The sequence below is a fragment of the Stenotrophomonas sp. STEN087 genome (genome assembly GCF_056759115.1).
Genome location: NZ_JBRRCR010000109.1, coordinates 1 through 11430, shown reverse-complemented (window position 1 = coordinate 11430; position 11430 = coordinate 1). Strand labels below are relative to the sequence as shown.

General features: G+C 67.3%; 7 protein-coding genes and 1 pseudogene. 6 read left to right on the top strand and 2 right to left on the bottom strand.

The annotated features are described in order from the left end of the window. Nucleotides 1-108, top strand: a pseudogene (locus ACVOK1_RS18825) (IS110 family transposase); the annotation flags it as partial. Nucleotides 109-322: 214 nt separating this feature from the next. On the opposite strand, the gene ACVOK1_RS18820 reads toward ACVOK1_RS18825, so the two are convergent. Both ACVOK1_RS18820 and ACVOK1_RS18815 read right to left on the bottom strand, forming a co-directional pair. After that, nucleotides 323-1066, bottom strand: coding sequence for a FadR/GntR family transcriptional regulator (locus ACVOK1_RS18820; RefSeq protein WP_481562912.1), 744 nt, complete (start codon nucleotides 1064-1066; stop codon nucleotides 323-325). Between the two features lie 102 nt (nucleotides 1067-1168). Continuing rightward, nucleotides 1169-4060: a TonB-dependent receptor gene (locus ACVOK1_RS18815; RefSeq protein ID WP_481562911.1), complete on the bottom strand. Its 2892-nt coding sequence runs from the start codon at nucleotides 4058-4060 to the stop codon at nucleotides 1169-1171. A gap of 240 nt (nucleotides 4061-4300) precedes the next feature. Here ACVOK1_RS18815 and ACVOK1_RS18810 point away from each other — a divergent pair, with 240 nt between their 5' ends. From ACVOK1_RS18810 to ACVOK1_RS18790, 5 genes are read left to right on the top strand one after another with little or no spacing between them, the layout of a single operon-like run. After that, entirely contained in the window at nucleotides 4301-5740 is a 1440-nt protein-coding gene (locus tag ACVOK1_RS18810) for a polysaccharide lyase 6 family protein (protein WP_481562910.1), read from the top strand. Further along, nucleotides 5737-7965, top strand: a complete 2229-nt coding sequence (locus tag ACVOK1_RS18805) for an oligoalginate lyase (protein WP_481562909.1) — start codon at nucleotides 5737-5739, stop codon at nucleotides 7963-7965. The genes ACVOK1_RS18810 and ACVOK1_RS18805 overlap by 4 nt, the downstream gene beginning before the upstream one ends. Next, nucleotides 7962-9266: an MFS transporter gene (locus tag ACVOK1_RS18800; RefSeq protein WP_313204681.1), complete on the top strand. Its 1305-nt coding sequence runs from the start codon at nucleotides 7962-7964 to the stop codon at nucleotides 9264-9266. The genes ACVOK1_RS18805 and ACVOK1_RS18800 overlap by 4 nt, the downstream gene beginning before the upstream one ends. Nucleotides 9267-9312: 46 nt before the next feature. Then, nucleotides 9313-10065 carry an SDR family NAD(P)-dependent oxidoreductase gene (locus tag ACVOK1_RS18795; protein WP_079222850.1) on the top strand — a complete coding sequence of 251 codons (753 nt, stop codon included), beginning with the start codon at nucleotides 9313-9315 and terminating at the stop codon, nucleotides 10063-10065. Between the two features lie 18 nt (nucleotides 10066-10083). After that, nucleotides 10084-11271, top strand: a complete 1188-nt coding sequence (locus tag ACVOK1_RS18790) for a GDSL-type esterase/lipase family protein (protein WP_481562908.1) — start codon at nucleotides 10084-10086, stop codon at nucleotides 11269-11271. Nucleotides 11272-11430: the final 159 nt, after the last annotated feature.

Below are 11430 nucleotides of genomic sequence, written 5' to 3'. Positions count from 1 at the left end.
GCCCGCGGCAAGGAGGGCAAGGTGGCCATCGTGGCGGTGATGCGGAAGATGCTGGTGATCCTCAACGCCCGCGTGCGCGACGCTGAAAGCGGACCGATCCCCGCTTAACAGGCGCGTATCTGGGCATCCTCAGAGGCTGCCGGCCAGCGGCCGGCACTACCGTGCGCGTCTGCTGGAAGGGCTGGCGCCCCTCCGGCAACACAGTTGCTCCAGGGACGGATTCACGGCGTGTCCCGCGAACCCAACCCGCCCGACCCAACACACAGACCCCGATGCATCAAGCGACCACCCCACGAGGGGCTGCGCCGTTGGCTGGAAACCCTCAGATGCGCGTGGTGACCAGGAAGCGCTCGCGGTCCTGCTGGGTGCGCCGGCGGATTTCTTCCAGCGCCTGGCTTTCGGTCGCTTCCAGCATCGCCTCGAACAGGCGCTGGAAGTGGTAGCGCATGGCATTGCGCGCGGCCACCGGGTCGCGGCTGCGCAGCGCCTCGAAGATCGCCATGTGCTCGTCGGCACGGCTGGCACCGTCGTCGTGGCAGACCCGCGCGTAGACCTCGGCCACCCGCGGCAGATCGCTGCGCATGCGCCAGATCTGCTGGATGAAGTACTCCACCACCGGGTTGCCGGACAGGCGGGCGATGGTCAGGTGGAAGCGGCGGTCGAAGTCACCGGCTTCCTCATCGGTCAGGTCGCGGCGGCACAGCGCCAGGGCCAGCACCTGCAGTTCGGCGATGCCGGCCTCGTCGATGTTGCTGGCGGCCAGCGCCGCGGCCTCGGCCTCGAACACCGCGCGGGCGGCGGTGAGGTCGAAGGCGCTGACATCGGGCAGGCCACCGGAGGCCTGCGTCGGGCGTGGCTTGACGTACACGCCCGAGCCAATGCGGATGGCGATCCAGCCCTGGGCTTCCAGGGCGATCTCGGCTTCACGCACGGTCACCCGGCTGACGCCGAATCGTTCGGCCAGCTCACGCTCGCCCGGCAGGCGCGAGCCCGGCGGAAATTCGCCGTCCTCGATCAGCTTGCGGAGCTTGGCGGCGATGGTCTGGTAGAGGCGGTTGGCGGACATGCGGCTGACCCTTGGCGGTTCCCTCCGGGCCCGTCCCGGGCCACCGTGCGCGGTGCGGGTCCGGATGGAGCGACGGCGCGACCACTGGCCGCGCCGCCCTGTTCAGAACTTGTATCGTACACCGAAATACGCACGCCGCCCGTAGGTCACCACTTCACGGAAATTGCCGTAAAGCGGCTGGTACGCCACGCGCGGTTCGTTGGTCAGGTTCATCAGCTCCAGCGACAGCGACAGCTGCTTGTTGACCTTGTAGCGCATGCGCAGGTCGACGCTGGTGTTGTCGTCGTAGTAGCGGTTCTGCTGCGCGGTGTTGCCGGTGAAGTCCTGGTAGTAGTGCGAGCGGAACTTGCCGATGGCCTGGATGTTGAAGCGGCCCACGTCCCAGTAGATCGAACCGGACAGCACGTGCCGCGAGAAACCGCTGAGGCCGGCCGGCGGCACGATGGCCGGGATGACGGTGCCATCGGCGGCCAGCTGCTCACCCAGTCGCGAATCCTGTGTCTCGTAGTCGGCGTCGGCGTAGTTGTAGCTGACCTTGAAGCCCAGCCCATCGAACGGCTTGGGCAGGTAGGACAGGCGATGGGTGACGCTCAGTTCCAGGCCGGTCAGGGTGCTGTCGTCGTCGGTGGTCACCTGCTGGCGCACCGGCACGGTCACGGTCTGGCCGTTGATGGTGTAGGTCTCCGGCACCAGCGCGGTGGCGGTGCCGCCGTTGAACTGCTTCCAGTACACCGCGCCGGCCAGCATGGTGTCCGGGTTCGGGTACCACTCCAGCGACAGGTCGCCGTTCCAGGACATCAGCGGCTGCGCGGCCGGGTTGCCGCTGGCACTGATGTCGTCCAGCGCATCGGCCAGGTTGCCGTAGGTGGCATCGCTGCTGACATTGATGGTGCGGCCGGCACCGAGCGCCGCGATGTCCGGGCGCGACATGGCGCGGTAGGCACCGACGCGCAGCAGCACGTCCGGACGCAGTTCGAACGCCGCGTTCAGGCTGGGCAGCAGCTTGTCATTGCCGGCCTTGAACACCTGGGTGGTGTAGTCGCCGGTCGGCTGCAGGCGGATCGTGCCATCGCCGTTGTCCTCGATCTGCAGGTCGGTGCGCACGCCTTCCGAACGCACATCGGTCTTGACCCAGCGCAGGCCGACGTTGCCGGTCACCGGCAGCCCGAACAGGCTGCTGCTGAACTCGCCCAGCAGGTACAGCGCGCGCGTCTTCTCGGTGATGTCGACGTTGTTGGGATCCTGGAAGTCCGGATCCAGGCCGCTGTCGAGGCTGCCACGGAAGGACTGGTACAGGCAGTTGGGATCGAAGTACGCCCACGAGGAGATCGTGTTGCCGCTGGCGGCATCCATGAAATCGCTCTGCGGGAACGGTGCGCGGCAGGCCTGATTGGCAGCGATGATCTTCGCCTTGTCGGCGGCCACGCGCTGGTCGTAGTCGGTCACCAGGGTGTTGTCGCGCAGGCGATAGTCGGCCTGACTGGCGCGCACGCCACCCTTGATGCGGGTGAAGAAGCCCGACTCCGGCATGAAGCTGGCGTCGAAGCGGCCGGCCTTGATCTTGTGGTCGTTCTCGGTGGCGCTGGAGGTGACGCGGGCCGCACCGGAGTATGCATCCCAGTTCTGCACGTCGAAGTTCGGCGCCAGGGCCACGCTCGGCACTTCGCCATGCCAGTCCCAGTCGTAGTCGACATAACCGGTAGTGCCGCTGCTGATGCCCGGCACGACGGCATTGTTGATGTCGCGCTGGTTGGCCCGCAGGCGGGTCATGCGCTCGCTGTCCAGGCGGTTGGTATGCGAGTAGGACAGGTCGGTGGACAGTTCCCAGGCCGGGCTCGGCCGCACGATCAGGTTCAGCCCGCCACCGGTGTATTCCTCGCCGCGCCAGTAGCGGTTGGAGGTGGAATCGATCGAGGTGCTGCCATGCAGGTGGCGGACGATGCCGTTTTCGTCCACCTCGCGCTGGGTGATGCCACGGCGCGCGTTGGACAGGCTCAGGTCGCTGCGGTTTTCATACCAGTTGCGCTGGGTGTGCTCGAAGTCGACGTTCACTTCGACCACATCATTGGGCCGCCACTGCACCGCAGCGAACTCGCTCTGGCGGTCGTTGCGTTCCTGCTTCAGGCGGTAGATGCGGCTGCTCGGCACCAGGTAGTACGGCGCACCGTTGGCGATGGCCTGCGCGCCCACTTCGGAGCAGTTGGCGTTGGTCACGTTCTGGTTGCCATCGCAGGCATACCAGGTGGAACCGCTGGTGATGCTCTCTTCCGGGTCGGTGCCATCCAGGCGCTGGAAGCCCAGCGAGACACCCAGCTTCTGGCCGTCGCCGAACTCGAACTGGTCGATGTAGCTGGCAGTGCCGCGGTAGCCGATGCCATCGTCATCGCGGTACTTCTTGTCATACTCGGCCCAGCTGCCGCGCAGGTCGAACTGCACCGAGCGTTTGCCGTATTCCAGCGGCTTGACCGTTTCCAGGCCGATGGTGCCGGCCACGCCGCCTTCGATGATGTCGGCGCGCTGGGTCTTGTAGATGGCCACCGTATTGATCAGCTCGGCCGGGAACATGTTGAAGTTCACCGAGCGGTCGCCGCTGCCGTTGGTGATCTCGCGGCCGTTGAAATTGGTGCTGCTGAGGAAGGCGCCGAGGCCGCGGATGGAAATCTCCGAAGCACCGGTCTTGTCGCGGGTCGAGGCGGCGCCGGTCAGCGTTTCGATCGCATCGGCCAGCGACGGCGCCGGCAGATCGCCGATGTCGTCTGCCGAGAGCACGTCGGCGATGACCGTGTCGTCGCGCTTCTTGTTGATCGAACTCTGCATCGATTCGCGGATGCCGGTGACCTGCACCTGGTCCAGCGTGGTGGCGTCCTGCCCGGCGCTGCCGGTGGTGGACTGCGCCTGCGCCAGCGGAGCGGCGGCCAGCGCGGCAAGCAAAGCCACGATGAGGGGCGTGGGTGACAGCGTGATGGTGCGTACAGCTCCGGCAGATTGCCGCATGGTTTCCTCCTCCCAAAGGATCGCCTGGTTGGCAGGCGTGGACGCAGCTTCGACATGTAGACACAGAAATGTCAACCAACTGGACTGGATTTTTCTTAATACCTTTGTTTCATACCACTTGGCCGTCATTAAATGTGCTGATGCAGCATGACTTTGCGCGAAAGCTGGCTTACAACAGACCCCGCAAGTGGTATGCACACCCACCCGAAACGACGGCCCGACCGTCCCTGGAAGGACTTCATGCGCACCGAATCGACTTCGTACCGCCCGTCCAACCGGCTTCCCGGATCATTCCTCGCAACTGGTCTGGCAATCTGCCTGACCACTTCGTCGGCACAGGCCGCCAGCTGGCTGGTCCACGATGCCGCCGAGTTCACCACCGCCGCGGCCGCCCTGCAGCCCGGCGATGAAATCGTGCTGGCCGACGGCACCTGGACCGACACCCGCCTGCTGCTGAAGGGCCAGGGCACCGAGGCCGCGCCGATCACCCTGCGCGCACAGACCCCGGGCAAGGTGATCCTCAGCGGGCGTTCGGACCTGCGCCTGGCCGGCAGCTACCTGCAGGTCTCCAACCTGGTGTTCCGCAACGGCTACACGCCGGGCGATGCGGTGGTGGCCTTCCGCGAATCGAGCAAGGCGGTGGCCAGCCACAGCCGGGTGACCGGCCTGGTCATCGACGACTACACCAACCCCGATGCCAGCGACCAGGACTACTGGGTGTCGCTGTACGGCAGCCACAACCGCCTCGACCACAGCCAGCTGCGCGGCAAGACCAATGCCGGGCCGACCGTGGTGGTGGTGCGCGATGCCACCCAGGGCCTGGACAACCAGCACCGCATCGACCACAACTGGTTCGGGCCGCGCCCGCTGCTCGGCGTCAACGGCGGCGAAACGATCCGCGTCGGCACCAGCGATACCTCGCTGAGCGATTCCAACAGCACCGTGGAAAACAACTGGTTCGAAGGCTGCGACGGCGAGACCGAGATCGTCTCCAACAAGTCAGGTGGCAACACCTACCGCGGCAACGTCTTCTATCGGTCGGCCGGCGCGCTGACCCTGCGCCACGGCAACGGCAACCGGGTGCTCGACAACGTCTTCCTCGGCGACGACAAGGCCGGCACCGGCGGCGTGCGCATCATCAACGCCGACCAGACCGTCAGCAACAACTACTTCGAGCGTCTGGCCGGTTCCAGCAACCGCTCGGCGCTGGCGATCATGGACGCGCAGGCCGATCCGCCGCTGTCCGGCTATGCGCCGGTGGTCAACGCGACCATCAGCCGCAACACCTTCGTGGATGTGGCGAAGATCAGCTTCGGCGTCGGCCATGACGCGGCCAAGGGCATCGACGTGGCCGCCAGCAACAGCCGCTTCAGCGCCAACCTGATCGTCAACCGCACCAGCAGGAACCCACCCAACGCCGCCAGTTCGCTGGCCGGCATCGCTTTCAGCGGCAACGTGCAGTCGCCGCAGGCAAGCACCGTGTTTCCCAGCGGCGTCGAAAGCCGCAGCGTGACCCTGCAGCAGGCCGCCAGCGGCCTGTGGACGCCCACCCCTGCCCTGCCCGCCACCGGTGCAGATCCGGCGCTGGCGATGACCGCGCGCGAGGCCACGGGGGTGGACTGGTATCCCAAGGTGGGCGAGGTTGCCCTGTCCCGCACCAGCACCGGAGTTGATCGATGAGGTTGCAGCCGCTGTTCGTTTCCCTGGCCCTGGCCGTTCCCTTTGCCCTGCTGCCGGCCGCGCCGCTGCTGGCGGCCCCGGCCGCCACCGCGCGCCAGGCCGACACCGCGCCGGTGCTGGTGACCGCTGCGCAGTGGCAGCAGATGGCCAGCGAAGGCAGCCGCTACCCGTGGTTCGCCAAGGAGCAGGCGCGCACCAAGGCATCGCTGAAGAAGATGATGAAGGCGGGCATCGACGTGCCGGTGCCCAAGGACAAGGGCGGCGGCCGCACCCATGAACAGCACAAGCGCAACTACCAGGCGCTGCTGGCGGCCGGCACGCTGTACCGGCTGACCGGCGACAAGGCCTATGTCGACTACTCGCGCGACATGCTGCTGCAGTACGCCAAGCTCTACCCGACGCTGGGCCCGCACCCGGAAGGCCGCGGGCAGATTCCCGGCCGCGTGTTCTGGCAGGTGCTCAACGATTCGGTGTGGCTGGTCAACGCCATCCAGGGCTACGACGCGATCCGCGACGCGCTGTCCGCGCAGGACCGGCAGACCATCGAGTCGCAGCTGTTCCGGCCGATGGCCGAATTCCTGATCAGCGAGCCGAAGAACTACGACCAGATCCACAACCACGCGACCTGGGCGGTGGCCGCCACCGGCATGACCGGCTACGTGCTGCGCGACCAGGAGCTGGTGGAGAAATCCCTGCGCGGCAGCCAGAAGGACGACAGGTTCGGCTTCCTGCGGCAGATCGACCTGCTGTTCTCGCCCGATGGTTATTACGAGGAAGGCCCGTACTACCAGCGCTATGCGCTGGCGCCGTTCCTGCTGTTCGCCAACGCCGTGGAGCGCAACGAGCCGCAGCGGAAGATCTTCGCGCGCCGCGACGGCGTGCTGCTGAAGGCCGTGGACGTGCTGGTGCAGACCAGCTACGACGGCCTGTTCTTCCCGATCAACGATGCGATCCTGGACAAGGGCATCGATACCGAGGAGCTGGTGGCCGGCATCGGCATCGCCTATGCGCGCACCGGCGATGACCACCTGCTGTCGGTGGCCCAGCAGCAGAAACGCCTGCTGCTCTCGCCCGAAGGCCTGCAGGTGGCGCAGGCGCTGGCGGCCAACAAGGCCAAACCCTTCGATTACAAGCCGATGCTGCTGCGCGATGGCCCCGACGGTGACCGCGGCGGCCTGGCGATCCTGCGCATGAACGGCGAGGACGGCCAGGCGCTGGTGCAGAAGGACACCATGCAGGGCATGGGCCACGGCCACTTCGACAAGCTCAATTGGCTGTTCTACGACAACGGCAAGGCCGTGGTGACCGACTACGGCGCGGCCCGCTTCCTCAATGTGGAAGCCAAGCGCGGCGGCATCTACCTGGCCGAGAACCGCAGCTGGGCCAAGCAGACCGTGGCCCACAACACGCTGGTGGTGGACGAGCAGAGCCACTTCAAGGGCGACTGGAAGCGCGGTGAAGAGCATGCGCCGCAGGTGCGCTTCTTCCAGGCCGACACCGATACCCAGATCGCCTCGGCGACCATGCGCGATGCCTACCCCGGTGTGGTGTTCACCCGTACCCAGGCCCTGCTGCGCCACCCCGAACTGGGCCTGCCGGTGGTACTGGACCTGCTGCAGGTGCACGGTGACAAGGCCGCGCGCTACGACCTGCCGCTGCATTTCAACGGCCATATCGTCACCACCGGTTTCGAGGCCGAACACTTCACCAGCCAGCGCCCCGTACTGGGCAAGGACAACGGCTACCAGCACCTGTGGCTGGACGCGCGCAGCAAGCCCGGCAGCGAGCCGCGCACGCTGGCCTGGCTGCTGGATGGCCGCTTCTACACCTATCGCTTCGGCAGCAGCGCGCCTGCGCAGGCGCTGCTGGTGGAAAGCGGTGCCAATGATCCGGAATTCAACCTGCGCCGCGAACCGGCCCTGCTGCAGCGCGTGGAAGGCCAGAAGGATGTGACCTTCTTCAGCGTGCTGGAGCCGCATGGTGAGTACAACGGCACCGCCGAGTACGTGCACGGTGCCGACAGCCGCATCAAGGACATCGTGCGCACCCGCGGCAGCGATGCCGAGGTGATCGAGCTGCGCCTGGCCAGCGGCGCCCGCATCGCCCTGGGCGTGGCCGATGACAGTGCCGCCAAGGGCGAGCACAGCGTGACCGTCGATGGCCATACCTACCGCTGGAGCGGCAGCCACGCGCGCATGGACCGCAGCAAGGGTGACGCGAAATGAACGGCCCTGCGGTGGTGAGCCAGCTGCGCAAGGTGCCGGTGCGCTCGGCCGTGCGCTGGCTGATCGTCGGCCTGATCGCCGTGGCCACGGTGATCAACTACATCGACCGCAACGCACTGGCGGTGATGTGGCCGGAAATCGCCAAGGAAGTGGGCGCGACCAAGGATGACTACGCGCTGCTGGTGACGGTGTTCATGCTGTTCTACGCCGCCGGCCAGTTCCTGTTCGGCCGCCTGTTCGACATGATCGGCACGCGCCTGGGCTTCGCCCTGTCGATCAGCGTGTGGTCGATCTCCATCGCTCTGCACTCGGTCACCCATTCGATGCTGTCCTTCAGCCTGGTGCGGGCGATGCTCGGCATCAGCGAGGCCGGTGCCTGGCCGGGCGCGGTCAAGGCCAATGCCGAGTGGTTCCCGGCGCGCGAACGCGCACTGGCGCAGGGCGTGTTCAACGCAGGCGCGTCGATCGGCGCGATCGTTTCGGCACCGGCCATCGCCGGCCTGTACCTGTGGCTGGGCTGGCGCGGCACCTTCGTGCTGGTCGGTGCCATCGGCTTCCTGTGGCTGCTGCCGTGGCTGTTCGTGTACCGCGCCGGCCCGGACAAGCACCCGTGGGTGAGCGACGCCGAGCGCCGCCTGATCATGGAAGACCAGGCCGGGCAGCAGGATGCCGCCGCGCCGAAGGTGAGCGTGCGTTCGCTGCTGGCCCACCGGCAGAGCTGGGGCATGCTCGCCTGCCGCTTCCTGCTGGACCCGATCTGGTGGCTGTTCGTGTCCTGGCTGCCGATCTACCTGGCCGAAACCTTCGGCTTCGACATCAAGCAGATCGGCCTGTTCGCCTGGGTGCCGTTCGTGGGCGCGATGCTCGGCAGCCTCAGTGGCGGCTGGCTGTCCGGGCGCCTGATCCGTGCCGGGCAAAGCGTGGACCGCGCACGCAAGCTGGCCATCACCCTGGGCTGCGTGATCATGGCCCCTGCCCTGCTGGGCGCGGTGCTGGCCAACCAGCCCTTGTTTGCCGTGCTGGCAATTGCCGCCGTGCTGTTCGGTTTCCAGGTCGCCATCGGCAACATCCAGACCCTGCCGGGTGATCTGTTCGATGGCCGCTCGGTCGGCACCCTCGCCGGCCTCGGTGGCCTGGCTGCGGTGGCCGGCACGCTGATCACCACCTGGCTGGTGCCGGTGCTGACCCGTCATTCCTACGCCCCGATCTTCATCCTCGTCGCCGCGCTGGTGCCGCTGTCGCTGGCCGCGCTGTGGTGGTGGACCGGACCCATCCACAAGCTCGACCGCCGTGGCGGCTGAGCCCGTTCTTTCCCTTCATTCCCCCGCAAACCAAGGAGTTTCCCGCATGTCGTTCCAGGACAAGGTGGCCATCGTCACCGGTGGTGGCCGTGATATCGGCCGTGCCGTCTCGATCAAGCTGGCCGCTGCCGGCGCACGCGTCTGCATCAACTACGCCAACGATGAGGCCAGCGCCAACGAAACGCTGGCGCAGATCCAGGCCGCCGGTGGCCAGGCCATCGTGCACCGCGCCGACGTGACCGATGCCGCCGCCGTGGCCGGCCTCGTCGCTGCCACCCAGGCCGCGTTCGGCGAGCGCATCGACCTGCTGGTGAACGTGGCCGGCGGCATGGTGCAGCGCCGTCCGCTGGCCGAGATCGACCCGGCGTTCTTCCACACGGTGATGGACCTCAACCTGACCTCCACCTACCTGACCACCCACGCGGTGGTGCCGCACATGGGCGAAGGCGCGGCCATCGTCAATTTCGCATCGCAGGCAGGCCGCGATGGCGGTGGCCCGGGCGCGTCGATCTACGCCACTGCCAAGGCCGCGGTGATGACCTTCACCCGCGCCATGGCCAAGGAGCTGGGGCCGAAGGGCATCCGCGTGAACGCGCTGTGCTGCGGCATGATCGCCACCCGCTTCCATGACGAATTCACCAAGCCGGAAGTGCGCACCGCCGTCGCCGGCAACACCCCGCTGCGCCGCCAGGGCGTGCCGGACGAAGCCGCCGATGCGGCGGTGTTCCTGGCCTCCGATGCAGCGGCGTTCATCACCGGTGCGAACCTGGACGTCAACGGCGGCACCTACTTCTCCTGACCTGAGCGGACACCTGCCATGCAGCGCTGGATCACCCTGCTTTCGCTGGCCATCGGCGCTGCCGTGGCCGCCCCCGTCGCCCAGGCCGCTCCGGTCTGGGTGACCGCCTGGACCGCTTCACCGGCACCGGACCGCAAGGACGGGAAGCCGGAGGCACCGGTACAGTTCGCCGCGCAGACCGTGCGCCAGGACATCCGGGTCGGCAGCCGTGGCGAGGCGTTGCGCCTGCGCATCAGCAACGAACTGGGCGATGCACCGCTGCACGTGGAGGACATCCGCGTGCGCCTGAAGGACGGCAGCGCTGCGGTGCTGCCGGTCACCGTCGATGGTCGCCGCGCCATCGACGTGCCGGTGGGTGCCGCACTGCTGAGTGATCCGGTGGTATTGCCGGTGGGCGCACTGCAGGAGATCAGCGTGACCGCGTACTTCCCGCAGCCGACCCGGCCGGCGGTGCGGCGTACCGTGGTGCGCGTAGTCGATGGCAGGCAGGAGGCGGTGGCAGACACGGTGCGCGTCAGCTACCAGCAGAATGTGTTTTCGGCGGTGATGGTGCAGCGTGAGCAGCGGCCGTCGGTCATTGTGGCGTTGGGTGATTCGATCACCGAAGGCGCGACCGCCGCGCGCGGTTCATTCAACCAGTGGCCGGAGCGGCTGGCGCAGCGCCTGCAGCAGGCCTGCCCGGACCGCTTCGTAGTGCTCAACCAGGGCATCAGCGGCAACAAGGTGCTGGACCATGGCCGCAGCCACAGTGCGCTGTCACGCCTGGACCGCGATGTGATCGCGGTGGCCGACGCCGACCAGGTGATCCTGTTCGAAGGCATCAATGACATCCGCCACGGCGGCGGTGCGCAGCCGCTGCCCGGGCGCAACGCACCGGACATGCTGCTGGGCTACCAGCAGGTGGCCGCGCGCCTGCACGCGCATGGCATCCGTGCCTACCTGGGCACGCTGACGCCGTTCGGCGGCTCCGAGCGCTACGAGCCGGTCTCGGCCACCACCCGCGCCTCGATCAACCATTGGGCGCGCGGCAAGGACAGCGGCTTCGATGGCGTGGTCGATTTCGATGCGGCACTGCGCGACCCGAAGCAGCCGGAATCGCTGCCGGCCAGCATCACCCGCGACCACCTGCACCCGAATGATGAAGGGTACCGGCGCATGGCCGAAGCGATCGACCTGAAAATGCTGGGGTGCGAGGCCCCGCGCTGACGCGGAAACTGTAGAGCCGAGCCATGCTCGGCTGCCCTCGCTTCCTGTAGAGCCGAGCCATGCTCGGCTGCCTCTGCCAAAAGCAGCCCAGCATGGCTCGGGGGCTTTTGGTCTTTTGTATCCCCAGTGGTTTGAGGCCGGGGCGCACTGGGGGCCCGC

Excerpts from the sequence above, each read along its gene's own strand:
- ACVOK1_RS18820 (WP_481562912.1), bottom strand. The coding sequence starts at position 1,066 with ATGTCCGCCAACCGCCTCTACCAGACCATCGCCGCCAAGCTCCGCAAG.
- ACVOK1_RS18800 (WP_313204681.1), top strand. The coding sequence starts at position 7,962 with ATGAACGGCCCTGCGGTGGTGAGCCAGCTGCGCAAGGTGCCGGTGCGC.
- ACVOK1_RS18810 (WP_481562910.1), top strand. The coding sequence starts at position 4,301 with ATGCGCACCGAATCGACTTCGTACCGCCCGTCCAACCGGCTTCCCGGA.
- ACVOK1_RS18790 (WP_481562908.1), top strand. The coding sequence starts at position 10,084 with ATGCAGCGCTGGATCACCCTGCTTTCGCTGGCCATCGGCGCTGCCGTG.
- ACVOK1_RS18805 (WP_481562909.1), top strand. The coding sequence starts at position 5,737 with ATGAGGTTGCAGCCGCTGTTCGTTTCCCTGGCCCTGGCCGTTCCCTTT.
- ACVOK1_RS18795 (WP_079222850.1), top strand. The coding sequence starts at position 9,313 with ATGTCGTTCCAGGACAAGGTGGCCATCGTCACCGGTGGTGGCCGTGAT.
- ACVOK1_RS18815 (WP_481562911.1), bottom strand. The coding sequence starts at position 4,060 with ATGCGGCAATCTGCCGGAGCTGTACGCACCATCACGCTGTCACCCACG.